At 41.4% G+C, this 23,865-nt stretch carries 26 protein-coding genes; 19 read left to right on the top strand and 7 right to left on the bottom strand.

Annotation, left to right across the window (positions count from 1 at the left end; all coding sequences use genetic code 11):
* The 15 genes from DXA57_RS16515 to DXA57_RS16430 all read left to right on the top strand — a co-directional run.
* The coding region (locus DXA57_RS16515) for a heavy metal translocating P-type ATPase (RefSeq protein ID WP_243005821.1) at positions 1 to 2,091 on the top strand (2,091 nt) is incomplete at its 5' end.
* 16 nt (positions 2,092 to 2,107) lie between these two features.
* Complete coding sequence (locus DXA57_RS16510) at positions 2,108 to 2,626, top strand: DUF6921 family protein (protein ID WP_117768359.1); 519 nt, start codon at positions 2,108 to 2,110, stop codon at positions 2,624 to 2,626.
* A 10-nt stretch (positions 2,627 to 2,636) separates the two neighbouring features.
* The gene (locus DXA57_RS16505) at positions 2,637 to 3,176 is read left to right on the top strand and encodes a hypothetical protein (protein ID WP_008392868.1); all 540 of its coding nucleotides are present in this window, start codon (positions 2,637 to 2,639) and stop codon (positions 3,174 to 3,176) included.
* Positions 3,173 to 4,717 carry an FAD-binding protein gene (locus DXA57_RS16500; RefSeq protein WP_117768358.1) on the top strand — a complete coding sequence of 515 codons (1,545 nt, stop codon included), beginning with the start codon at positions 3,173 to 3,175 and terminating at the stop codon, positions 4,715 to 4,717. Before DXA57_RS16505 ends, DXA57_RS16500 begins: the two co-directional genes overlap by 4 nt.
* Positions 4,714 to 5,424 (top strand): succinate dehydrogenase/fumarate reductase iron-sulfur subunit, encoded by a 711-nt coding sequence (locus tag DXA57_RS16495; protein WP_009203877.1) that lies wholly within the window; start codon positions 4,714 to 4,716, stop codon positions 5,422 to 5,424. Before DXA57_RS16500 ends, DXA57_RS16495 begins: the two co-directional genes overlap by 4 nt.
* A gap of 136 nt (positions 5,425 to 5,560) precedes the next feature.
* The gene (locus DXA57_RS16490) at positions 5,561 to 5,860 is read left to right on the top strand and encodes an ArsR/SmtB family transcription factor (protein WP_005330972.1); all 300 of its coding nucleotides are present in this window, start codon (positions 5,561 to 5,563) and stop codon (positions 5,858 to 5,860) included.
* A gap of 508 nt (positions 5,861 to 6,368) precedes the next feature.
* On the top strand, positions 6,369 to 6,980 hold the full coding sequence (locus DXA57_RS16480) for a GNAT family N-acetyltransferase (RefSeq protein ID WP_055221231.1): 612 nt from the start codon (positions 6,369 to 6,371) through the stop codon (positions 6,978 to 6,980).
* Between the two features lie 118 nt (positions 6,981 to 7,098).
* Positions 7,099 to 7,815, top strand: coding sequence for an AAA family ATPase (locus tag DXA57_RS16475; RefSeq protein ID WP_006856526.1), 717 nt, complete (start codon positions 7,099 to 7,101; stop codon positions 7,813 to 7,815).
* Positions 7,816 to 8,375: 560 nt separating this feature from the next.
* Positions 8,376 to 9,308, top strand: a complete 933-nt coding sequence (locus DXA57_RS16465) for a DUF932 domain-containing protein (protein ID WP_117768357.1) — start codon at positions 8,376 to 8,378, stop codon at positions 9,306 to 9,308.
* A 17-nt stretch (positions 9,309 to 9,325) separates the two neighbouring features.
* Complete coding sequence (locus tag DXA57_RS16460; RefSeq protein WP_117768356.1) at positions 9,326 to 9,601, top strand: lambda-exonuclease family protein; 276 nt, start codon at positions 9,326 to 9,328, stop codon at positions 9,599 to 9,601.
* A 7-nt stretch (positions 9,602 to 9,608) separates the two neighbouring features.
* Positions 9,609 to 9,938, top strand: coding sequence for a tyrosine-type recombinase/integrase (locus DXA57_RS16455; protein ID WP_330423294.1), 330 nt, complete (start codon positions 9,609 to 9,611; stop codon positions 9,936 to 9,938).
* An 80-nt stretch (positions 9,939 to 10,018) separates the two neighbouring features.
* Positions 10,019 to 10,435: a hypothetical protein gene (locus tag DXA57_RS16450; RefSeq protein WP_147345714.1), complete on the top strand. Its 417-nt coding sequence runs from the start codon at positions 10,019 to 10,021 to the stop codon at positions 10,433 to 10,435.
* Between the two features lie 45 nt (positions 10,436 to 10,480).
* Positions 10,481 to 11,287, top strand: a complete 807-nt coding sequence (locus tag DXA57_RS16445) for a PD-(D/E)XK nuclease family transposase (RefSeq protein ID WP_117768353.1) — start codon at positions 10,481 to 10,483, stop codon at positions 11,285 to 11,287.
* A 38-nt stretch (positions 11,288 to 11,325) separates the two neighbouring features.
* A complete protein-coding gene (locus tag DXA57_RS16440; RefSeq protein WP_117768352.1) occupies positions 11,326 to 11,622 on the top strand; it encodes a hypothetical protein in 297 nt (98 codons plus the stop codon).
* Between the two features lie 660 nt (positions 11,623 to 12,282).
* Positions 12,283 to 12,492 (top strand): hypothetical protein, encoded by a 210-nt coding sequence (locus DXA57_RS16430; protein WP_117768351.1) that lies wholly within the window; start codon positions 12,283 to 12,285, stop codon positions 12,490 to 12,492.
* A 664-nt stretch (positions 12,493 to 13,156) separates the two neighbouring features.
* Here the strand turns inward: DXA57_RS16430 and DXA57_RS16415 are convergent.
* Genes DXA57_RS16415 through DXA57_RS16390 form a run of 6 tightly spaced genes read right to left on the bottom strand, consistent with a single transcriptional unit; the run spans position 13,157 to position 17,780 of the window.
* Complete coding sequence (locus tag DXA57_RS16415; protein WP_117768348.1) at positions 13,157 to 14,521, bottom strand: sensor histidine kinase; 1,365 nt, start codon at positions 14,519 to 14,521, stop codon at positions 13,157 to 13,159.
* Entirely contained in the window at positions 14,512 to 15,174 is a 663-nt protein-coding gene (locus DXA57_RS16410) for a response regulator transcription factor (protein ID WP_199612761.1), read from the bottom strand. Before DXA57_RS16410 ends, DXA57_RS16415 begins: the two co-directional genes overlap by 10 nt.
* Positions 15,175 to 15,212: 38 nt before the next feature.
* Complete coding sequence (locus tag DXA57_RS16405; protein ID WP_243005820.1) at positions 15,213 to 15,590, bottom strand: NisI/SpaI family lantibiotic immunity lipoprotein; 378 nt, start codon at positions 15,588 to 15,590, stop codon at positions 15,213 to 15,215.
* A complete protein-coding gene (locus DXA57_RS16400) occupies positions 15,583 to 16,326 on the bottom strand; it encodes a lantibiotic immunity ABC transporter MutG family permease subunit (protein ID WP_117768345.1) in 744 nt (247 codons plus the stop codon). Before DXA57_RS16400 ends, DXA57_RS16405 begins: the two co-directional genes overlap by 8 nt.
* 2 nt (positions 16,327 to 16,328) lie before the next feature.
* Positions 16,329 to 17,075 (bottom strand): lantibiotic immunity ABC transporter MutE/EpiE family permease subunit, encoded by a 747-nt coding sequence (locus tag DXA57_RS16395; RefSeq protein WP_117768344.1) that lies wholly within the window; start codon positions 17,073 to 17,075, stop codon positions 16,329 to 16,331.
* A complete protein-coding gene (locus DXA57_RS16390) occupies positions 17,076 to 17,780 on the bottom strand; it encodes a lantibiotic protection ABC transporter ATP-binding protein (protein ID WP_199612763.1) in 705 nt (234 codons plus the stop codon).
* A 579-nt stretch (positions 17,781 to 18,359) separates the two neighbouring features.
* Between DXA57_RS16390 and DXA57_RS16385 the strand changes: the two genes are divergently transcribed.
* Entirely contained in the window at positions 18,360 to 19,991 is a 1,632-nt protein-coding gene (locus DXA57_RS16385; RefSeq protein ID WP_243005819.1) for a glycoside hydrolase family 36 protein, read from the top strand.
* 15 nt (positions 19,992 to 20,006) lie between these two features.
* Here the strand turns inward: DXA57_RS16385 and DXA57_RS16380 are convergent, their stop codons facing one another.
* The gene (locus DXA57_RS16380) at positions 20,007 to 20,852 is read right to left on the bottom strand and encodes an AraC family transcriptional regulator (protein ID WP_117768341.1); all 846 of its coding nucleotides are present in this window, start codon (positions 20,850 to 20,852) and stop codon (positions 20,007 to 20,009) included.
* A gap of 964 nt (positions 20,853 to 21,816) precedes the next feature.
* On the opposite strand from DXA57_RS16380, the gene DXA57_RS16370 reads away from it, so the two are divergent.
* The 3 genes from DXA57_RS16370 (at position 21,817) to DXA57_RS16360 (ending at position 23,436) form a co-directional block, all read left to right on the top strand.
* Entirely contained in the window at positions 21,817 to 22,719 is a 903-nt protein-coding gene (locus DXA57_RS16370; RefSeq protein ID WP_117768339.1) for a single-stranded DNA-binding protein, read from the top strand.
* Between the two features lie 167 nt (positions 22,720 to 22,886).
* A complete protein-coding gene (locus tag DXA57_RS16365) occupies positions 22,887 to 23,135 on the top strand; it encodes a type II toxin-antitoxin system prevent-host-death family antitoxin (protein ID WP_005610763.1) in 249 nt (82 codons plus the stop codon).
* A gap of 1 nt (position 23,136) precedes the next feature.
* Positions 23,137 to 23,436, top strand: coding sequence for a type II toxin-antitoxin system RelE/ParE family toxin (locus DXA57_RS16360; protein ID WP_117768338.1), 300 nt, complete (start codon positions 23,137 to 23,139; stop codon positions 23,434 to 23,436).
* Positions 23,437 to 23,865 lie beyond the last annotated feature (429 nt).

Here is a 23,865-nt window from a genome sequence, read left to right as displayed (position 1 = left end):
TGTCCGAATTGTTCCGCAAAAATTGAAAAAGAAGTCGGAGAGTTGGATGGAGTGCAATCCTCAGTGGTAAATCTGATGAAGCAGACGCTTACAATCATTGTTGCTCAGACAGCCGCAGATACGATAGCCAGTCAGATTGAAACGATTGTTCATAGCCATGAGCCAGATGTGGAAGTTTCTGAAATTGTACAGGAATCTTATATACCGGAAAAAAAGCAGGAGGCCAATGAATCCTATAACAATGAGGATAAGAAGTTGACAGTTCGTTTGGCGACTGGTGCAGCAATCTATGCCATTGGTATGGCATTGACTGTTTTTGCGAAAGTGCCACTGCCTATCGAGTTAGCTTTTCTCATTGTTTCTTATGTTATTCTTGGTGGAGATGTTGTATGGCAGGCTGTGAGGAACATTTCAAAGGGGCGTGTATTTGATGAACATTTTTTGATGAGTGTTTCTACGATTGGGGCTTTTGTCATTGGTGAATATCCAGAAGCAGTTGCTGTTATGCTATTCTATCAGGTAGGTGAATTTTTTCAGTCATTGGCTGTTAAGCGTTCAAGAAAATCTATATCAGACTTAATGGATATACGTCCAGATTCTGCTACAGTAAGAAGAAATGGGGAATTGATTACCATATCTCCAGAAAATGTCTCCATTGGTGAGATTATTATTGTAAAGCCTGGTGAAAAAATTCCATTAGACGGTGTGGTATTGGATGGAGATTCTATGCTGGATACAAGCGCCTTAACAGGAGAATCAATTCCGAGAAGTGTTCATAAAGGAGACGAAGCACTTTCCGGTTGTATGAATCAGACGGGTGTTTTAACGATTAAGACAACGAAAGCATTTGGTGAATCTACTGCTTCAAAGATTATTGATCTTGTGGAGAATGCGTCCAGTAGAAAAGCACCAACAGAAAATTTCATTACTACATTTGCACGTTATTACACTCCTGTTGTTGTAATCTTAGCAGCTATTCTGGCAATTCTGCCACCGATCCTTCTTGGTGGAGGTTGGACAGAGTGGATTCGCAGAGGATTTGTTTTCCTTGTGGTATCTTGCCCATGTGCATTGGTCATTTCAATCCCGCTGACTTTCTTCGGAGGTATTGGTGCGGCATCTAAACGAGGTGTTCTTGTAAAAGGAAGTAATTATTTAGAGGCGCTTAATAATGTCAGCATTATTGTGTTCGATAAAACTGGAACACTTACAAAGGGTGTTTTCAATGTGACTGATATTCTGCCTGCAAATGGATTTTCAAAAGAACAGGTTCTGGAGTATGCGGTCCAGGCAGAGAGCTTTTCTAACCATCCTATTGCAAAATCCATTCTCTCTGCTTATGGAAAAGAAATTGACCAATCAGTTATCTCTGATTACAAGGAAATTTCCGGATATGGAATCAGTGCCATGGCAGGAAAGAAGAAAGTTTATGCCGGCAATACGAAACTTATGGATTCAGAGCATGTGGAGTACACAGCCTGTGAAAAAGTTGGTACAAAGGTTTATGTAGCAGTAGATGGTCAATATGCCGGATGCATTCTGATAACAGATGAAGTAAAGCCGGACAGCAAAAAAGCAATTTCTGATTTGAAACATATCGGTGTGGAAAAAACAGTCATGCTTACTGGTGATGATGAAAAAATCGGAAAGGCTGTTGCAGAAGAATTGCAGTTGGATGAATATTATGCACAGCTGCTTCCTGACCAAAAAGTGGAAAAGGTTGAGCTTTTAGATAGTAAAAAGAGACCGGGAAGCAAATTGGCTTTTGTTGGTGATGGTATCAATGACGCTCCTGTCCTTGCCCGTGCAGATGTTGGTATTGCAATGGGTGGGCTTGGTTCGGATGCGGCCATTGAAGCAGCAGATGTAGTTCTGATGACAGATGAACCGTCTAAGCTGGTGGACGCGATTGAAGTAGCAAAAGCGACAAAACAGATTGTCATGCAGAATATAGTGATTGCTCTTGGGATTAAGAGTGTGTTCCTGATTCTTGGCGCTCTTGGTATTGCGGGAATGTGGGAAGCTGTATTTGGTGATGTAGGCGTTACCATAATTGCTGTTTTGAACGCAATGAGAATTTTGAAAAAATAGGAAATGAGGTAGGAATGTGAAACGAAAACTGATTCTGTTAGTTGTTACGATTGTTTTTCTTGTAGGTTTTGGTGTCATTTTACATTCACCGCCTTCTATAATTGATGCAGTCACAGGAGCAACACCGAAGTCAAAAAAGGCGGCTCAAGCCTCCGCACAGTTGGAAGGCTCTTATGTTCTCGGTATTAATATGATGTCAGATGGTCTCGACAACGAGAACGCCCGGAATAAATTAAAAGAATTGGCACTGGACGATTCGGAAACAAATGAAACAGATCTCATGAAAACGGACATTAGTTTTCGGTTATATGTATCTGAGACGGATTATCCGCTTGTCAGTTATGCTAAGAAACTCTGTGACAGGTTGAAACAGGCCGGTTTTTCCGTAGATCTGAAAGAGTACAGTAACACAATGATGCTATCAAGAGTGATAAGTGGAAAGTATGATGTATTCCTGGCATCGGATGATTTTATTGACGTTACAACGCTAACACAGATGGACTATATGATCATGGACAGCGAAGAAATGAGGTGAGCGGGAATTTATGAGAAAATGGAATACGATTTTGTCTGTTTTAATGCTTCTCATTTTTATGATTCATGGAATCATGGGCAGCTTTATGCTGAACGGAGTTGGAAGTAGTGCAGGGAAACTTCTTGCATGGATTGGTGTTGGTATTCTTGTTGTGCATACGGTGATGGGTACCGTCCTGACAGTTCAGAGTTTACGGGCAGCGAAACAATCCGGAAAAATGTATCTGAAACAGAACGCCATATTCTGGGCGAGACGAGCCAGTGGGCTGGCAATACTGATCCTGCTGTTCTTCCATATTGGCTTGTTTGGAAAGGTGCAGAATGGGACATATATTTTGTTCCCTTTTACAACGGTAAAGATGGTAACTCAGCTTTTGTTCGTAGCGGCAATCTTTGTTCATATTTTTATCAATATACGCCCATTGCTCGTATCACTGGGAATCATTAGTTATAAAGAACGAAGGAGCGATATTTATTTGATCCTTTCGGTGCTTCTTCTTTTTATAGCGGGAGCGGTTATTTTATATTATATTGGGTGGCAATATCTATGAGTAAGACAATTATTATTATAGGTGCTGGACTGGCAGGACTTTCAGCGGCTTTGCAGGCAGCGGAAAATGGATGCAATGTAAAACTGGTTTCCTCCCTTCCGTCAGAGCGGGCACAGTCTGTTATGGCGGAGGGCGGTATCAACGCAGCTTTGAATACAAAAGATGAAAACGACAGTCCCGAAGAACATTTTACAGATACAATAAAGGCAGCATGTGGTCTGGCAGATCCAAATGCAGTTTGGGGAATGACACAGGCAGCACCGGAGCTGGTGCACTGGCTGCTAAAACTTGGAGTTAAATTTAACATGAGTGGCTATGATGATGTGGATCTGCGGAATTTTGGCGGGCAGAAAAAGAAACGGACTGCTTTTGCACAGAGCGATACCGGGAAGCAGATCATGACAGCTATGATAGACGCTGTTCGCAGGAAAGAAGCATCTGGTATGGTAGAACGGTTCAGCCATCATTCTTTCCTAACACTTCGTCTGTGTGGCAATATTTGTTGTGGCTGCGTAATCAGGGATGAATACAGTCAGGAGACTGTGGAATTACCGGGGGATGCGGTTATTGTTGCCACCGGTGGTATGCACGGATTGTTTGGAAATACAACGGGTTCGCTGAGCAATACAGGAGAAGTCACCGCAGAATTGTTCCGGCTTGGTGTTCCTCTGGCAAATGGCGAGATGATCCAGTACCATCCGACAACTGTGAAATGTGGTGGAAAACGCATGCTCATCAGCGAGGCGGCCAGAGGGGAAGGTGGCAGGTTGTTTGCCATGAAAGATGGAAAACAATGGTATTTCATGGAGGAAAAATACCCGGAGCTTGGAAATCTGATGCCACGAGATATTACCGCCAGAGAGATATGGAAGGTCAGCCATGAATCAGAGGTATTTCTTGACATGACGGAAATATCGGAGGAGATTATTTCAAATAAGCTATCTGGTCTGGCAGACGATTGTATGACCTATCTGCATAAAGATATACGAAAGGAACCGGTGTCTGTTTTACCGGGAATTCACTATTTTATGGGAGGCATTCTGGTGGATGAGCAGCACAGAACGCCGATTCAGAATCTTTACGCTGCCGGAGAATGCTGTGCCCAATATCATGGTGCCAACCGTCTTGGTGGAAATTCTCTGTTAGGAGCGTTATACGGAGGACGTGTTGCGGCAAAATCAGCATGTGAACAGGCAGATGTAGTAGATCTATCTTGTGCGACACAGATAGATTTTCCACCAACGTCTCAAATTTCAGAAATAAAGCAATTAAACAAAGTGATGCAGGATACTATGGGTGTTGTCAGAAATGAGAATACGTTGTTAAATGGGATTCAAACGGTACAAGCGCTGACAGGAAATCTTCCATTGCTTGGCATGGCAGTTCTAAAGAGTGCTCTTGCAAGAAAAGAAAGCCGTGGTGCACACTGGCGGGAGGATTATCCGAAGAACAATGACGATGATTACCTTAAAACAACGGTAGCCAGATTTGATGGAAAGCAGATACAGATTTCCTTTGTACCTGTTCCAGAAAGGCGGTGATTCACTTGGTATATAAAATAAGAATCAGGCGGCAGGAGAGTCAGAAATCAGACAGTTATTGGCAGGAATTTGAGTTTGACGGAAGCAAAAACAGCTCTGTTGCCAATGTTCTAAAGGAATTGAACAGTAGAACCCCTTTGAAAGATAATTCAGGGAATATAGTTACTCCCATCAGCTGGGAATGTAGCTGTATGGTGCGAAAATGTGGGGCTTGCGCCATGCTGATTAACGAACGTCCGAGGCTGGCATGCTCTACATTTCTACATACGTTAAAAGGTTCTACAATCACCTTGGAACCTTTAAGCAAATTTCCGCTTGTAAGAGATTTGATCGTTGATCGGTCAATTCTGTTTGAAAATTTGAAAAAACTGAACCTTTGGCTTGAAAGTGAAGCTTATATGAATCCGTGGACACATGAACCGAGATACCAGTCGGCACGCTGTCTGATGTGTGGCTGCTGCCTTGAAGTGTGTCCTAACTTCTCTGCAAATGGGACTTTCGCAGGCGCTGTTGCTGCAGTCAACGCATTTCGGATTCTGAATGAAGAACAGGAAAGCACTCATTTGAATGAGATTTCTGCTGAATATAAGAAGAAATATTTTGAGGGATGCGGGAAGTCGTTATCTTGTCATGATATTTGTCCGATTGGTCTGCCTGTGGAAGAACTGCTTGTAAGGTCGAATGCAGCGGCTGTTTGGGGCAAATAAAATGGATGATAAAAGCTATAATGAATGTATGAAGAGAATCAAAAACTTGATTCTCTTTTTTTAAAATACATACATTGACAAATATCTATGTATATATTATATTGAACATAGACAATGATCAATGTGAGGTGTCAATATGAATGCAATGGATGTGGCTTTGATATGCAAGGCTTTGGGCGATGCGAACCGGCTGGAAATTGTACAGATGCTGTCGGATGGAGAAAAGTGCGGGTGTAAACTTTTGGAAAGATTTGAAATTACCCAGCCAACTTTATCCCATCATATGAAGATACTGGTAGGATGCGGCCTTGTGAATGATCGTAAGGAAGGAAAATGGCATCACTATTCTTTGAATTGTGAGACATTGATGAATTACAAACACTTTATAGAATCCCTTACTTGCCTTGGATGCGGTGACGGGGATTGTTGTAAATAATTTAAGGAGAGCAGATATCATGAAAAAAGAATCAAATTCAGGAATTAGTTTTTTCCAGCGTTACCTGACTGTAACCTGCCAAACATCAATCTGGGGCAGTTGCAGATAATTCTCGCAGCAGCGGGCTTACTTTCTGTATTAGCAACGGTTGGGATTGTATTCTGCAAATATTGTTCTCATCGTATCAAATCTCCTTATCGTTAAATCAATCATTTGTTGCAAAAATCAGAAGCATTTCAATCAGTTCACCATGTCACTTTTATTTTGTGTTATACTGTTTTATAGGATTTTCTTGCCCTTGTATTTGCCCTTATCAGAGTTCGTAAACACTGGTGGGACAATATAACACAAGGGAAACAATAAGGGAAAGCTCACCAGTGATAAATTCAGTGTTTTCAAGGGTTTGCGGAGAATTTAATAACAAAATATAACAGTTATTAAATCTCTTAAAACAGGTGAAATCTCAATCGGAATTTGGAGAATTAGACGTTATGAGGAGCGTAAAAATATGAATGCTGACTTCAGAATAGACGGAAAAGTAATAGAAACAAAAAGGCTCATTCTTAGATCATTCAAACAAACAGATTTGGAGGATTTCTATGAGTATGCATCTGTCGAAGGTGTTGGGGAGATGGCAGGATGGAAACATCATGAAAATATTGCTGAATCTCAAAGTATTATGAATTCCTTTATCAGTGAGGATAAAGTATTTGCAATCTGCTTAAAGAAAAACAATAAAGTAATCGGTACTGTTGGCATAGAAAAATATGGGTTAGAAGATGCTTTGACAGAATTCAAGGATTATTACGGCAGAGAATTAGGATATGTTTTGAGTAAAGATTATTGGGGAAAAGGACTTATGCCCGAAGCCGTAAATGCAGTTAAAGATTATTTATTTGGCGAATTGGATTATGATTTTCTGATTTGTGGTTACTATGATTTCAATGAACAATCAAAACGAGTTCAGACAAAATGTGGCTTCAAACCATATCGTTCATTGGTCATGACAACGCAAATGGAGACAAAAGAACAAGGTACATTGATGTTGTTGCTGAATTCCAAGAAGAATATTAAATTAGTTTTTTCACATCCGGAAACCTTAATCTCCGAAAATTGGTAAATTCAAGTTTGGAGAATTGAGAAAATCGGGATTGACCGAACTGAAGGTGAAGAATGCTTCTTGTCTAAAGGGCAAGAAGATGGGGATTAGAAAGTGTTTTTTACAAGGAGGTGATTAGGTGAATGATCAATTCATACAAGGAGTAATATTTGATTGGGATAAAATTGATAAGGATAGTTATCTGAAGGGAATCAGGGCTTTTAAGGGAGTTGAAAAACTTGATTTTAACAAACCAATTACTTTTTTTGTAGGGGAAAATGGCAGCGGTAAATCAACTTTATTGGAAGCACTTGCCGTAGCACATGGTTTTAATCCTGAGGGTGGAACGAAGAATTATGTTTTTTCTACGCATGATACACATTCAGAGTTGTGTGATGCGATAAGAATTGCCAAAGGCTATCGGAAGGAAAAGTGGGGATATTTTCTTAGGGCAGAAAGCTTTTATAATGTTGCAACGCAGGAAGAAGAATATGCAGATATTACACATCCTTCCGCTAAATATCATGAAAAATCACATGGAGAGAGTTTTCTCGCATTAGCACAGAATAATATGAATCCAAATGGCTTGTATCTTTTTGACGAGCCGGAAGCTGCATTATCGCCGCAGAGACAGCTTACATTGTTGATGCAAATATACAGATGTGCAAAAGAGGGAGCACAGTTTATTATAGTTACGCATTCGCCAATTTTGTTAGGAATACCAGATGCAGATATCTATTGTTTTGATAATGGACGCATACATCTGTGCGAATATGAGGATACAGAGAGTTACCAGGTAACAGAAATGTTTATAAATAATAGGCAGATGCTGTTGGATAGATTACTAACAGATTAGATAATAAAGAAATCGATTAATTCCAGTTTGATGGAGAAAGCAAAAATCAGTCATGCCCTTTATCATATAGTTTCTGTATATTTTTTGGAAGTTTGTCAGGCAACATGGCATTTATAGCATCTTCGTTACCATCTTTCATTGCTGTTTCGTAATACCAGCACTTGAATTTTAAGAGGGAGAGAGTTTTTTGAAGTTCCTGAATTTCAGTTTCAACAGCTGATTTTCTGGTTTCAAATAATTTTATTTTTTGGCCATTTTTTATTAAACTCTGCTCTATTATTATAAGCTTTTTCTTTTTTAGTTTCTGTATTATGCTTAAGAATGACGAACATTAAAACAAATTTAGAATTTCAATTACATATTATAATAGTGATACCACATCAGGCAGAACTCATTATGGGTTCTGCCTTTTTCATGCCATTTTATAGGAAAGGAAGGGTGAGCTATTTGGAGAAAATTATTCTGATTATTCTCGATGCTATTGGAGCAGTTGTGGAGCAGGTTTTTAAACAGAATGAAGAAAAGTAAAATTCAAAAATGAAAGAAGAGGAGGATTCACGATGGCAGCAAATGTAGAAACGATGTTTTACACAAGAGAGAAACCGTGGCACGGATTGGGAACCATGGTGGCAGAGGCACCGGAGGCCCGGGAAGCTTTGAGACTGGCCGGGCTGGACTGGATGGTATTGCAGGAACCAGCGTATACGGAAAAGAACGAGCTGATTACAGGCTACCGGGTCAATGTAAGAGATCGTGACAGAAAAATTCTGGGAGTGGTCACAGATCGTTACAAGGTAGTGCAGAATGAAGAAGCTTTTGCTTTTACAGATACGCTTCTGGGAGAGGGAGTTCGTTACGAGACTGCGGGATCTTTGCAGGAAGGAAAGCGGGTCTGGCTTCTGGCAAGGATGCCACAGGAGTTCATTATTCTGGGAGAAAGAATCACGCCGTATCTGGTTTTTTCCAATGCCCATGATGGTTCTGGCGCTGTGAAAACGGCGCTGACACCGATCCGGGTAGTCTGCAACAATACGCTGAATCTGGCATTGAAGACAGCGAAGCGTTCCTGGTCTATGATTCATACGGGGAATATCAATGAGAAAATCGAGGAAGCGAAAAATACTCTGTTTCTGGCGGATGCCTACATGACTGCCCTGGGTAATGAATTTGAGAGCCTGCGCCAGAAGAAAATGACAGAGAAACAGGTGATGGATTACATAGAACTTCTGCTTCCGATCGAAGAAAAGGCTACCTTACAGCAGAGAAGGGGGATTGAAAAATTGAGAGAGGATATGAAGCTTCGCTATTTTGATGCGCCGGATTTGAAAGAGCTCGGAAACAATGCTTATCGTTTTGTCAATGCGGTATCAGACTTCGCTACCCATGCAGAGCCGAGGAGAAAGACGGCAAACTACAGAGAAAACATGTTTGCAAAGACGGCGGACGGGAATCCGCTGATTGACAAAGCATATCAGCTGGTAACAGCAGCTTAAAAAAAGGGGAAAATATTATGGGATATAAGAAGATTCCGACAAAGGATTTAACAAGACTGGAATGGCTGGAATTGCGTAGAGAAGGCATTGGGGGCTCCGATGCCTCTGTTGTTATGGGAGAAAATCCTTATCGCTCCATTCTTCAGCTTTGGGAAGAGAAAACCGGAAGAAAAGAGATCACCGATGAAGGGAACGAATACACCTATTGGGGAACGTTGATGGAGGATGTGATCCGGCATGAGTTTATGAAGAGAACCGGACTGAAAGTACGGCAGAACGATTACGTTGCCTGATTTCCTTGTGGAAGAATTAAAAGAGTATGCAGGCAAGTTATACGGGCTTATGGCGAAAGATCGTTTGTTCCAGAATACGACAAAAGCTTATTGGGAACATGAGATACAGAGAGGAATTGAGTCATCTGGAGTAAAGAAAATCAGGTTACATGATTTGAGGCATTCACATGCCAGTTTGTTAATTTCAAAGTTGGGAGCACAGCCTAATTTGGTAGCGGATAGACTGGGCCATGAAAAGATTCAGACAACATTATCTACATATTCTCATTTATATCCAGATCAGTCAAGGAAACTGGTAGATCAGCTGGAAAAGCTAGTTGACTCAAATGAAAATTAGGGGAAAGGAACAGGAAAAATATGCCAGGACAACATAGTAATCCAACTATAGCATTTCGCCCTACGCGGTGGGAGCAGACAATGATTGAAGAACGGGTGAAAGCCAGTGGCTTGTATAAGAAAGACTTTATTGCAAGAAGCTGCATATATTCTAATATTGTTGTGGTAGGAACGAAGCAACGCGTGCAATACCTTGTAGAAGAGCTGCGAGAAACACAGATAGTTATGGAAGAGATCACCGGGCAGATTTTGTCTGGTGATTTTTCTATGTCAGGAGAGAACTACAAGGAGTTTAAAGAGGATTATTTGGCTTTTATGATTACAATGGTGGATATTTTGAATGGTGCTGCCTATTTATTTGATAAGAAACCAAATTCCAATAATAGGCATTGGAAAGAGCAGAAAGAAATTCAGGAGTATTGCAAGGCAATCGGTAAAGATGTTAGTGGGAAAGTTAAACAAGGCGAGAAGGGAGGTAGTGAACAAAAATGTAGTTGAACAAACCCACTATAATAGATATAATATAGAAAAGAAGGTGAAAAAATGCAGGTATTAAATCTGGAAGAAAAGAATACAGAGCGTATGGAGGCTATTAACAAATTTACGTTAATGGATGATACCTTTATGACGCAGGTTTTTTCGGGCGATTTAGAATGTACAGAAGAACTTTTGAAAATAATATTAAAGAGAAATGATTTATCTGTGACAAAATCGGTTACACAGTTGACAATAGGAAATTTGTTTGGACGATCAGTGAGGCTTGATATTTATGCTAATGATGCTACAGGAAAACAGTATGATATTGAGGTCCAGCAGGACGATAATGGGGCTGTTCCCGAACGAGCCAGACTTAACAGTGCATTATTTGATTCAAGGCTTACCACATCAGGAGAAAAATATAAAGAAATGCCGGAGACATACATTATCTTTATTACATCTAATGATGTTTTAAAGGGAGGACTTCCGGTATATACAATAGAAAGAACCATACAGGAGACGGGGAAACTGTTTGGAGACAAAGAGCATATTGTTTATGTCAATGGTTCTTATAGAGGAAACGATGAAGTTGGATGGCTGATGCATGATTTTAACTGTAAAGATTATCGTGAGATGCACAATCCTAAGATTGCAGAGAGAGTCAGATATTTTAAGGAAGAACCGAAAGGAGTGACTGAAATGTGTGAAACGATGCAGAAGATTGTAGACAGAGAGCGTGATGACGCAGATATTAAGGCAAGAATGGATGTAGCACTAAACTTATGGTCAGAGGGTGAGCATGATCTGGATAAGATTTCGAGAACCACAAAGTTATCAATAGAACAAGTGAGAAGAGCAATAACGGCCGCTTAGCTTGCTCAGAACTCAAATAGGAAGGTGTGATACTATATATGGTAGCAACGGAATCAGTAACTATTAAAGTTCCAGTAGGAATGTCAAAATATCTGGTGACTGTGAATCCGGAAACGGAGTTTACCCGAAATGCTCTGTTGTTGTATCCATATATATTGAATCAGACAATCTCGCATGGTCGGGCAGCAGAAATTCTGGGAATCAGAAAGACAGAATTGATTGATCTGTATGATAGATTGGGATATTCTTATTTTGATATGACGTTGGATGACTTGGATGATGAATTAAATATTTTTAGAGAACTTAAAAAGGAGGTCATCTCAGACAGGGATTAGAATTAGGTGAACAATAGGCAGCTGCCTATGAGGAACGGAAACCGACATTTGATGAGGTTTGCGAATGTGTTGACGGCTTGCAGCGTGCCGGACGGCATATCGGACAGCGACATTATCAGATGCTGAGAAGCAGATTGAAAGACTGAAAATCTCTGGTTCTATAGCAGTACTCTGGTTCTAAAATGGTTCTAAAAGGTTTAAAAACTGGATGGAGGATAGGAAAAAATGAAAAATAGTAGTAAATTTCCCCCTTGTAGAAGCTTTATTTTACTACCTGCAACCGTAAATGGAGTTGAGTTCGAGTAGCGGACTAAATTGCGAAAAAGCCCATAAATAAAGGTTTTGCGGGCTGTCTGGATGTTCCGGTGGAGTGCAAATGGAGTTAAAAAATCTTTTTTTTCTTTGTTTTCTTTCCGGAGTTATCTGAGATTTTCGCAAAAGTAACTATGCTCAGAAAATATAATTAGTGTGAATATGAAGAACAGTTTGTTTTGATGGAAATATTTTCCGTCAGGGCAGACTGTTTTTTTATACCCTTTTTCAATGATATTAACTCCATGGTTCAGCGATAACACATATGGAAACTGTAAAATTAAAATAATTTGCTAAATTTCGGAAAATGATGTCCGATTTTACATCTGCCAGTACAGAGTATACCGTATGAAGATGGAAGCAATGAATCATCAGGGAACATCAGGAGGTATCAGTGCGAAAGATATTGGAAAGAACGGAAATGACAGTGCAAGGCAGGTGTATCGCTATATTCGGCTCACGTATCTGATGAATGACCTATTAAACGCAGTAGACCGTGATGTGATTGGATTGCAGGTAGGTGTAGAGCTTTCAAAGGATGTTTCCCAGCCACGCTGACGCTTCCTTTCCCGGAAGTAGTCAACGGCTTCATGGTACAGTACCAGCTTGCAAAAATGGTCAAACTGGCAGCGCCTCCCGTAATCATCAGGGGTAACTTTCATCTTCTCACCCCCTTTCCGTGGGGAGTGAGCAGGATGATCCTGTCCGTTGTCAGGGGCCTATGCTGGCCCTGGTCTGCTGACCGCCTCCTTTTCCATCTGATTTTTTGCCGGAAATGACAATCCGCGAAAATCGACAAAAATCGCCCGGCAGGTCGTAAACCTACCGGGCGACGATTTGAAGCGTTTTGTTGTTTTCTTACATGGTATAGTTCATACTCATAGCCGGAATATTCCCGTGGCGGGGCAAGGCTTTTTTTAAGCGGTAGAAGTGGATTAGATTATAATGATAGTAAAACAGCATGGCGGCGTCCTCCCGTGGGCCGCCATGCCTTTAACTGCTGGGAATGACAGAAAGAAAGCAGCGGCCTTGATTTTTCAAAACCGCCACCAGTGAATATAAATTAAGCGTGAAAATGGGTCTGCCCAGCAGCGTTTTTTTTCTTTTCTGCCGCTGGGCAGATGTTTTTTCTTTAGATACATGATAAGAGGAATTTTTGAAGATTCCATAAAGATTTGAAAAATGGACGGACATAAAAGACGTCCATTACACTATCGGAAAATCAGCAAGGAAGTTTCATAGTAACCTTTGCGCCGCCGGTTTCTTTTGAATTTTCTAAAATAAGCTGACCATTATGTTGTTCCATAATCGAATTTGTAATATATAGACCCATACCAAAGTGTAACTTTGAATTGCGGCTTTGATCGCCCATATAGAACCGTTCCTGTGCGTGGCATAATGCCTCTTTAGAAAACCCCGTTCCCTCGTCTGTGACTGAAATTTCCACGAAACCGTTGTTACTCTGAACATCCACATAAAGCGTTCCGCCTTGCGGGGAGTAGTCCAGCCCATTACTGATAACATTCATAATAGCACGTTCTATCAGCACCCTATCAAATTTCAGCATTTGAGGGAGTGAAACAGTATTCATTTGCAGCCGGATTTCTTTTGTCCGGCATAGTGATTCCATATAACCGAACAAGTGCTGCATGAACGCTGGCAAGTCTATACTTTCAATATGGAGCTGATAACCAACCGCCGCCCGTGATATATCAATCAGGGTTTGAATATATGACTGCATCTGGCCGGAGCTTTCCACGACGTAACCAGCGTATAATCGTTGCTCATCATCAAGATTTGTTTCTGTGAGTAAATCAGCATTTCCTTGAATAACCGTCAGAGGCGTTTTCAAATCATGGGCAAGCGCGGCGATTTGCTCTTTCTGTGTCTGTTCGGTTTTCCATTGCCGTTCTAACGAAATTTTCAGATTATCTTTCATATCTGAAAAAGATGCAAGGACATCTTCAAACTCTTTGATTTTGGCGTGTCTTACTTCAAAATCAAGGTTTTGCTTTGAAACCTCCGCAGTTGCTTCAAAAAGCGGGGTCAGTTGTGTACGCAGGTTCTTAGCAAATCTGGCGGTCAGTATGATAATGACCAGCAGCGAATTTACAGCCATCAGGATAAACGCAAGCGTGTCAGGAGATGGAAAATATTCCGGTAGCCATGACACTGTAAATTGAGAACCAATATAATACCTTAAAACGCAGAATTCGTTTTCCCGGACAACAAGTGCAAACTGCCTCCCCGTAGCATATTCAATATATTCTCCCTTTGCGTACAGCAGGGCAATTTCTTTTTCATCATCGTCCATATTGCTGTAAAGCTCATTAAAGTTCTTGTCCAGAATTAAGTAGCCGCATCCCTGTGGAATCACAACCTTTGTAATATCCGGGGCAATCGTCAGCGTTGGAATGATCTCTTTTACCTGCAATTCACTTAGATTTGCTCTTGTAGCTAATCCAGCATTTACAGCAAGTCCCTCCAAACCAGAAGGGACAATAATTGCCGCGACCAGCATGACAATGAGGGAGATAGCAAACTGGCGAAACAATATTTTCAATGTAGGTTTCTTTTTCACTCCCATTTATATCCTATCCCCCATATGGTGCTGATCGGACTTATTTTGAAATGCTCCAATTTCGCACGAATATTTTTTATATGCGTTGAGATCGTAGAGTTATCGCCTATTCCATCAAACCCGAAAACGGCTTCATAGATTTGTTCTTTTGTAAAAACCTGTCCCCGGTTTTTCGCAAGGTATTCACAGATTGAATACTCGCTTTTGGTAAGGGGAACCGGCTGTTCTGAAACATACAGTACCTTTGCGGAAAGGTCAAATCTTATATCAGGCTCAAATGAAAGTGTGCTGTGATGCTCCCTTTTTTCTCTGCGTAAATGTGCCGCGACACGGGCGCGAAGCTCCTGAATACGAAAAGGTTTCGTAATATAATCATCCGCACCGATGCCCAATCCAAACAATATATCTTCCTCTAATGTCTTTGCGGTCAGAAAGAGAATCGGGCAGTCTACCATATTCCTGATCTGTTTGCAAAACTCAAACCCGTCTGTGCCAGGCATCATCACATCCAAAAGAATGAGGTCATAGAAATGCAGCTTTTTGATGTCTACATCATCCGCATTTTGACAGACTGTTATCAAATATCCATCTTTCCCCAAACTGTTCTTAATCAATTCCAAGATAGAAACTTCATCGTCAACTACAAGTAAGTGGGTCAAAAAATCACCTCCCGCCCCATTATACCACATTGTCGAGGTTACTCATCATTATTTTTAATGTCAGCTTTCCGATATTCATTGTTGATATTTACAGCTACGGTATTGCTTATATCCACATCCACAATACTGTAAACGTAGCCGAAACTGAAATCTTCCCCCGCCACATTTTTGAAGCGTTTCGATACCTGCCCGATTTCTTCTTGCAGTTCTGACATTTCAAGACATTCATCCGTTATGGTATATGTCAGGCCGTTATATGAAATTTCATCATAGTTTGCGGCGTTCAGCTCATAATACGGCAGAGATTCATTTAACGCCTTATTTTTATCGGCGGTATCGCGGAGCGCACCGCAGGCCGATAAGCATATAAGACTTACAAGCACAATTACCACGGCAAACAGGCACTTTTTATTCACTGTTTTTACTTCCTTCCCAACCATGAAACCAAACCAAACTGGCAATCAACAGACAAACAGTGCAGCATACAGAAATAATCATACCGCTGAAAAAATCGGTTTTTACCTGTGCATACAGTTGGGGGCTATCCCATGAAAGCACAGTGTAATCCATAGCACGAACGCCCCAGGCCCAGGGAATATATTTCCATGTAGCGTCACCAAGCCCTGTTATCATAAGGGCAGCTATTAAACTCCCTGCAATTCCCAATCCCATAGATGCACCTTTTCCGAAGCTCATTCCCACAAACAAATGAATCATGTAAATGGGAAGCATGGTAATCAACAATAGAATCCCTGCTTTCAGGTAAAGGCTTGCCGGAGCATCCCTATATAGTGCAGCGAATGTTCCTAACGCTAAAAATGTTGCGCCAAAAGCACAGATCATCAGAAAACCAAGTTTACCAATATACGTTGCCATGCGAGATGGGATTGTTCCCAACAAAAGCTGATAATGCCCGGCCTGATTTTCGATCTGAACAACCAGGCCCACAATAATGCCGATCAGAAACGGGAACGCAACGGCCAGCACTTCCAGATAGGCACTGATTTTGGTTGCCAGTTCCCATCTGGATATATGATAGTAACCCGCAAAAATCGCCGCACATATAATCGGAATCATGATGTGCATATAGAGCAAAATGCTATGTTTACACTTCTGATATTCTGCTTTCCAGCAGCGAACCACAGATACCATAGTTACCCCACCTCCTTTTTTTCAAACCATCTTGCAGTTAAAAATGACAGCGCCGCAAACCAGGCCAGCGAAATGACCAATACAAGTATAATCATCCAAAATCCCATTGCCGTACTCTGATCTGCAACCGGCTCACCATTAGGCAAAATACCTAACACGGAAATCATAAGATGCGGCACCCAGCTATACGGGCAGATCATCCACAAAGAGGTTGTAGCCGTGAAAATTCCTAAAATGCTTCCAAGTCCGGCATTAAGAATAACCGTGACAAAGATACCAACTTTTTTTGATAACCATAAGCACAGTGGAACTTCCCATAGGCTTGCAATGACAATACAAGCTGTTCCGGCCGCAGCCTGCCAAATTCCGATTGTCAGGGGAATTTCGTTGATAACTAATATTGCAAAACCGCCCAACAGATTTAGCGCCAGGAAAATGAAATTCCCCACACAGGAGTAAATACCGGCCACTCCAATTTTTGCTTTCCAGACTTTGTTCTGCGAAACAGGCAATGAAGCAACGGCACGATATTTTAGTTTGCCATTATCCCGCTGTTCAATCAAGGCACAGGTGAGCGTAAGGAATCCAGGATAAAGCAGGATATACCACCAATTATAAGAATTGAGCTGGAACCAAAGAGGGGCAAAAAAGTTCATAAGCGCAGTTACAAACGGGGCCAGAACGATCAGCGTTTTTGTGAAAGTTCTCTTATGCTTTAGGTTCTCTGCCTGAATATATGCCATCTCCATTTAATATCCCTCCTTACCATTTCTGCGAATAACATCCATAAAGAGTTGTTCCAAATCTTCACCGGCGCGAAGCTCTCTCTCATATCCAAGGACGCCGCCAGCAATGATACCCACATGATCTGCAATCTGCTGGACTTCTGACAGAATATGGCTGGACAAAATAACTGTAATCCCTTTGCAGGGAAAAGAGAGAATTAACTCTCGAAGTTCCTCAATCCCTAAAGGGTCAAGGCCGTTAGTCGGTTCATCCAGAATCAAAAGCTGGGGACTGTTCAGCAATGCAATAGCAATACCAAGCCGCTGCTTCATACCAAGAGAAAACTGCCCAGCCCGTTTCTTGCCGGTATTCGTGAGCTGGACAATTTGCAATACCTCGTTAATTCGTGCATCGTCCAGGCCGAGCAATGTAGTTCTGACTTTGAGATTTTCGTATGCAGTCAGATTTTCGTAAAGCGGGGGCATCTCAATCAAAGCACCGATATGCTCCAGATCATTCCGCTTCCACGGGTGGCCGTCAAACTCGATGCTTCCCGATGTGGGGCGCAAAATGCCGGTGAGCATTTTTAAGATCGTGGATTTGCCAGCCCCATTCGGCCCCAGCAGACCATAAACCGAGTTGCGCCGGATGTTCAGTGACACATTGTTTACCGCCATTTGCCCCTTGAAATTTTTGCAGAGGTCAGTCGTTTTCAAAATCATATCCATATAATCAAGTCCTTTCTTTGATTGTACGGATAGCATACCAGGCAATTTTGAAGATTTCATAAAGATTCCCGGAAACAGAATATGAACAATACACCGTAACCGTGGAGCATATCGCAACAAAGCACCAACCTACGCATTTAGGGCCTTAAAAAGCCCTATATTTCAAGGTTTTTCCCGCATAGTCGGCGGGGTATGTGAGTGTTTTATCCTATCCCCGCCATAGTGCCGCTCTAAATGCGTAGAATTTACCAGCAGAAAATCGCCGGTTTCTCTGGCTCCATACTCCCAGATATGGTATCAATGAAAAACTAATTTCCATCTTTAGCCCTTTGTGTTCTTATGTTGAAAAGCGAATCGGACAAGGACTGAAAAGCTTATGCAGATTGAACATTCCGCAATGTTATAATAACTTTAAGGCATAGAAAAAACCAAAAAAATCAATATAATAGGGCATATAGACAAAATGTATTAAAAAATTTTTCGTACATTCTTCTGAGTTGAACAGACGATAGAAAGACAGTATTCATGAGTATGCAGGTAAAGCAAAATGTAAATGAAAAAGTACAGGAGGAGAGAATAATGCAGAAAAAATATGCAGATTTTAAGCTTGGGGTACCGGATTATGTAACAGTGGAAACAGAAGAGGAGAGACTTGTGTGCCAGGGAGGACAGACGACAGTAGCTGCCGGTGCAACTACTGTGGAATTTCAGGACGCAGGTGAACATGAGGATATATTTGTCACATCCGAGGATGCAGTGAGATGTGTGAAGCTGAGATGGAACTATAAGATCCCGAAATCAGCCAGATTTCTGGGAGATGCCTGGGAACGTACCTATGGTGATGCGGAATGGCATGGAATGAGCGGAAACCGTTATCTGCCATGGTATTTTCTGGCGAAGCTTTCTGAGAAGGTTCTCTGCTTTGGCGTAAAGGTCCGTCCTTCTGCTATGTGCTGCTGGCAGGTGGATACCAAAGGAATTACTTTGTTTCTGGATGTTCGCTGCGGAAATACAGGAGTACAGCTGAAAGGAAGAAAGCTGTGTGCCGCACAGATCGTCTGCATGGAAGCAGAAGGAGCAGATACTTTTGAAACTGCACAGAAATTCTGTGAAAAAATGTGTACAGATCCGATCTTCCCGGAGTTTCCGGTATATGGAAGCAATAACTGGTACTATGCTTACGGTGACAGCTCCGAAGAGGAGATCTTAAGTGATACCGATTATATCCTGAAACTGACCGAAGGTGTAAAAAATCCTCCGTTCATGGTCATTGATGACTGCTGGCAGGAGCATCACCGCCTGGATGAATACAACGGTGGACCATGGACAAAAGGCAATGACAGATTTCCGGATATGAAAGGTCTTGCAGACAAGCTGGAGAAAAAAGGTGTCCGCCCGGGTATCTGGGTCCGTCTGCTTCTTAATGAAGATGAGAATATCCCGGATGAGTGGAGGATTTCCTATAATGGCTGTCTCGACCCGTCCCACCAGGATGCACTGGAATATATCCGTAAAGATATCGAGAGGATCTGTGATTGGGGATACACGCTGATCAAGCATGATTTTTCTACCTTTGATCTCTTTGGAAAATGGGGATTTGAGGCGAATTTAAGAGACAATTCCATGGAGAAATGGCATTTTTATGATCAGACCAAAACCAGCGCAGAAATCGTAAAAATGCTTTATCAGGAGATTTATGATGCTTCCCGGAGCAACAACGCAGTGATCATCGGCTGCAATACCATCGGACATCTCGGCGCAGGCCTGATGCATCTGAACCGGACCGGTGACGATACCAGCGGACGTATCTGGGAGCGTACCAGACGAATGGGCGTAAATACGCTGGCATTCCGTCTTCCACAGCACAATACGTTTTACCATATTGATGCAGACTGTGTCGGTATTTTCGGAATGATCCCATGGGAGAAAAATCGTCAGTGGGCAGACGTTCTTGCAAAGAGCGGTACACCACTGTTTGTATCCGCAAAACCTGGAGTTTTGAATCCGGAGGAATTTGAGGAGCTGCACCAGATCATGCTGCGTGCATCAGAACAGAAAGAGCATTTTGTTCCGCTTGACTGGGAAGAAATCAACTGCCCGGAGGTATGGGGAGAAAACGGCGAAACTATCACTTATGACTGGTTTGACAATGAAGGTCCGACCATGGATGCTGCGGTGGAATACTATAATGCCAAGGTAGTTGTTCCGTAAATCAGGAAAAGTGATTCAGCAATCCAGAAGATCCTCGGCATGATGATATTTTTCCCGGTATTCCCGTGGCGTCATGCCGGTTTCTTTTTTGAAGGCACGGGAGAAGGCAAATGGATTTTGATATCCGCAGGAGAACGCCACGCTGGAGACAGGGATATCCGTGACGGTCAGAAGCTCCCGGGCGTTGATGATCTTGGCTGAAGTCAGGAATGCTTGGGGTGTGGTTCCAAGATATTTTTTAAAAAGTCCGTAAAGGTGGCTGCGGCTGATATGGAGATAGTCAGCAACATCTGTCACAGTGATATTCTGCAGCGGACTCTTTTTGATGTAATCAACAGCCTGTGTGATGTAAAAATTCTCGTTGGATTCCATGGTGGTGTAGGAAGCATGAAATTCTTCCTCCAGCAGGGCAATGATCCGGTAAAGACCGCTCTGGATATAGGCATCACCGGAAGGCGTCAGTTGTGGATGAGCCATCATTTCAAGAATAGTTTCCTGATATGGAAGAACTGAATTCAGCTGCTGGACCGGAGTTTCTTCAGTAAGATGACAGTGTTCACAAAGTATGGGAGCATTTTCTCCATTGAAACAGATCCAGATATAAGTCCAGGGATCAGAAGGCTCTGCTTTGTAGAGAGAGCTGGTCACAGGAGGAATGAAAAAGCACTGTCCGGATTTCAAGGTATATTTCCGGTTGTTCATATAGAAATATCCCTGTCCGCTCAGCACAAAATGGATGGTGTAATATCGCCGGACACCAGGGCCGTAGGACTGTTCCGGTGTACATTTTTCCCAGCCGCAGGAAATAAGATGAAGTTCTTTTGATGAAGTCTGGCGGTTCATGACCTGCTTGTTTTTCATGAGAGTTTTCTGCCTTTCGATATATGGTTATTATAAGTAATATCAGTTTAAAATATTTGATCTGAGGTGTAAAGAACAAAGATGAACTGATAGGACAAAAGACAGTTACCGTGCAATAAACGTGCGGCAGCTGTTTTTTATATCCTGGCGTTGTCTTGACACTTGTAAAAGAAAAAGGTTTACCGCCAGGAAAAATATCGTTATAATAGGAGAAACGCAGTTTTTCTGCGGCAAAAATATAACGGTCCGGGAGATATCTGTGTCAGAAATTATACAGGTCATAAGATGATATCTAAAAACAAGAAAACAAAGAAAGAACCAATATCATTAGGAAATGAAGAATAATACAACCAACCTTGTGCCCACTGGGCACGAAGTTGGCACAGTCACTACGGTGTCAGGAGAAATCCTGACATCTTTTTTTATGTCTTTTTACACCTCAAAAAAATAATTTATAAAAATTTCTAAAATCATGTCCGATTTTGTCGCTCCCAATACAGAGTATATGGAAGGCAAATTGAAAATCCTCTGATTTCCAAAAATCACAAACGTAAAAGAGGTTCAGACAGTTCTTCCGATTGCACCTTGACAATTGAAGGAGCTGATACATCTTGAGGAACATGCTTACCGGAGATAATCCGGCTCGTGCAGGCGAAGACTCCTATGGGAAGAGCGAAGCAATAATGATACCACCGAAAGGTATAGGACCTCTGCTGAAACAGAGACTGTGGCTGTATTTTTGCAGTCGGGTTATCTGGAATGATAACGATCAGATGTATATGTACAGACAAAGCCCAAATGCGAATACTTAGATTTTCTTATTTATTTTACAGGAGAAATCCTGTAGCAAGTGGGGAATGGTTCGACTCCATTCCTCATTTTTTCGTGCAGAAAATGCACAGATTATTATCCTGTTTGAAATACCAGGGAAGGGTGTTGCAGGAAGAAAGGGAGGACAAAAAGAATGAATACGATTGTTTTAATGGGTAGACTTGCCAGAGATCCAGAAACTAAGCTGGCATCTACGCAAAAGGGACAAACCAAAGTATCTAGGTTTCCACTGGTAGTAAAAAGAAATCGCACAAGCAAAGCATTTGTAGTGATGATCACAGCTTATGGAAATAATGCAGAATTTGTGGAGAAATATCTTGAAAAAGGAATTAAGATTGCTCTTTCCGGAGAGTTAGTAATCTCTCAGATCAAAGTTGAACAGACTGGAACTGCATCCTATTATACCGAAGTCATTATGGATGATGGCAACTATATTGAAAATGATAAGATTTCAGTTTGTGTTGATGCTGTTCAGGTGGGGGACAATCTGCAGCTGCTTGGTCAGAATAATGTGCCGGAAGAATGGACTGATGCAGTTGGAACTGATGGAAATTTAGAAAATAATACGCTGTCTTATATTAAGTCCGGTAATGGCATTGATTCAGTGGATGAGATTGTAAAAACAGAAAGTGTGAAACAAAAGCTCGTCTATGCGACAGTTACTTATACCAATAAGTCAGATGAAGAAATTAACCATATGCTTTATATTGGTACATTGCTGTTGATGGACCATGAAGATAGAGCATATCAAATTTACGATCCGACAGAACAGTCCGGAGATGACTACGATCGTGTTATATGGGATGGAGTTGCACGTACAGCTGAAATGACATACAACAGTATATCAGAGGATTATGGAGATGGAGGAAACTATATTTCTTCATTAAAACCTGGTGAGAGTATACAGGTGAATATGGCATGGATCGTAAATGAGAATGACTTGAATAATATGTATCTGAATCTTAACGGTGATGGAGCGGCATATGAGTTTTCAGATTCAATGTTAAAAACAGGACTGGTGGACATATATCAGTAATGAAAATCTTATTATAGAGAAGAGGCTGTCCGTAGTGGGCAGCTTCTTTTAGGTAGAAAAAGCATAGTTTGAATAAAGCTGTAAAAGTTCACGTTGAATTTTACAGCTTTTTGTGTATAATATAAGTAGCAGAAACAATATAAAATCAAGGAAGGAGCTGAAAGAATATGGCAAGTATTTTACCAGTATCTGATTTGAGAAATTATAACGAAGTCCTGAAGAACTGCCACAAAGGCGAGCCGGTATATCTTACTAAGAATGGTAGAGGACGTTTTGTGGTTATGGATTTTGAAGATTATGAACGTGATCGTGCGGAAAAGAAGCTTTTGATGAAGCTGCAGGAAGCCGAAGAAGCAGTGAAAGACGGCGAAGGATGGCTGGATTTGGATGAACTGAAGGCACTTGTGGGGGAATAAGATGTTAAAATTGCGGATTAACCCGATTGTTGCAAAGGATCTGAAGAATATTCGGGATTACATTGCTGAAGACAACGAGGAATATGCGGCAAAGACCATAAAGGAAATTTACGGGAAATTTGAGAATCTTCAGATGTTTCCGGGAATGGGATCAGATCTTTCCAAACGTGTTAGCTTTCGGACATATTATAAATATGCGATATGGGAAGATTATGTGATTATCTATAAAGTGGGCAGTGAGTATGTAGAGATTTATCGTGTAATTAACCGGTATCAGGATATCACTAGAATCTTTGACTGATAACAGAAATTTGATAACAAATTGATAACACCGTTCAGTACAGTCTGTGGACTTAGGACAGTGGAACACATATGAAACCAGATAGGACCATAATACCTATACAAAAATGTATAGTAACAAAATTTTATTTGCGAGTTTGAGTAGCTTGAAAAATCGCGGAAAAGCCCATAAATAAAGGCTTTGCGGGGCGTCGAAAAGACCAAATGGAGTGCAAATGGAGTTTAAAAATTATTTTTTTCTCTTGTTTATATTCCAGATTCACCTGCAAATTTCGTGAAATCAGTTATTCTCATAAAATAAAATTAGAGTAAATATGAAGAACAGTTTGTTTTGATTGAAGTGATTTTCGTCAAGGCAGACTGTTTTTTTGTGGATAATCAAAGTTCTTGAGGGTTTGCCAAACTTGTTGAGGGGCTTTCGTGAGGGTTT

The sequence above is a fragment of the Blautia sp. OF03-15BH genome (genome assembly GCF_003463065.1).
Classification (GTDB): Bacteria; Bacillota; Clostridia; order Lachnospirales; family Lachnospiraceae; genus Limivivens.
This window is presented reverse-complemented; position numbering and strand designations above follow the sequence as displayed.

Bases quoted from the DNA above. Each gene is read 5' to 3' on its own strand.
- DXA57_RS16460 (WP_117768356.1), top strand. From the start codon at position 9,326: ATGGGATATAAGAAGATTCCGACAAAGGATTTAACAAGACTGGAATGG.
- DXA57_RS16415 (WP_117768348.1), bottom strand. From the start codon at position 14,521: ATGGGAGTGAAAAAGAAACCTACATTGAAAATATTGTTTCGCCAGTTT.
- DXA57_RS16440 (WP_117768352.1), top strand. From the start codon at position 11,326: ATGGTAGCAACGGAATCAGTAACTATTAAAGTTCCAGTAGGAATGTCA.
- DXA57_RS16480 (WP_055221231.1), top strand. From the start codon at position 6,369: ATGAATGCTGACTTCAGAATAGACGGAAAAGTAATAGAAACAAAAAGG.
- DXA57_RS16465 (WP_117768357.1), top strand. From the start codon at position 8,376: ATGGCAGCAAATGTAGAAACGATGTTTTACACAAGAGAGAAACCGTGG.
- DXA57_RS16445 (WP_117768353.1), top strand. From the start codon at position 10,481: ATGCAGGTATTAAATCTGGAAGAAAAGAATACAGAGCGTATGGAGGCT.
- DXA57_RS16500 (WP_117768358.1), top strand. From the start codon at position 3,173: ATGAGTAAGACAATTATTATTATAGGTGCTGGACTGGCAGGACTTTCA.
- DXA57_RS16430 (WP_117768351.1), top strand. From the start codon at position 12,283: ATGAAGATGGAAGCAATGAATCATCAGGGAACATCAGGAGGTATCAGT.
- DXA57_RS16395 (WP_117768344.1), bottom strand. From the start codon at position 17,075: ATGGAGATGGCATATATTCAGGCAGAGAACCTAAAGCATAAGAGAACT.
- DXA57_RS16370 (WP_117768339.1), top strand. From the start codon at position 21,817: ATGAATACGATTGTTTTAATGGGTAGACTTGCCAGAGATCCAGAAACT.
- DXA57_RS16360 (WP_117768338.1), top strand. From the start codon at position 23,137: ATGTTAAAATTGCGGATTAACCCGATTGTTGCAAAGGATCTGAAGAAT.
- DXA57_RS16490 (WP_005330972.1), top strand. From the start codon at position 5,561: ATGAATGCAATGGATGTGGCTTTGATATGCAAGGCTTTGGGCGATGCG.
- DXA57_RS16450 (WP_147345714.1), top strand. From the start codon at position 10,019: ATGATTGAAGAACGGGTGAAAGCCAGTGGCTTGTATAAGAAAGACTTT.
- DXA57_RS16505 (WP_008392868.1), top strand. From the start codon at position 2,637: ATGAGAAAATGGAATACGATTTTGTCTGTTTTAATGCTTCTCATTTTT.
- DXA57_RS16390 (WP_199612763.1), bottom strand. From the start codon at position 17,780: ATGGATATGATTTTGAAAACGACTGACCTCTGCAAAAATTTCAAGGGG.
- DXA57_RS16380 (WP_117768341.1), bottom strand. From the start codon at position 20,852: ATGAAAAACAAGCAGGTCATGAACCGCCAGACTTCATCAAAAGAACTT.
- DXA57_RS16365 (WP_005610763.1), top strand. From the start codon at position 22,887: ATGGCAAGTATTTTACCAGTATCTGATTTGAGAAATTATAACGAAGTC.
- DXA57_RS16385 (WP_243005819.1), top strand. From the start codon at position 18,360: ATGCAGAAAAAATATGCAGATTTTAAGCTTGGGGTACCGGATTATGTA.
- DXA57_RS16400 (WP_117768345.1), bottom strand. From the start codon at position 16,326: ATGGTATCTGTGGTTCGCTGCTGGAAAGCAGAATATCAGAAGTGTAAA.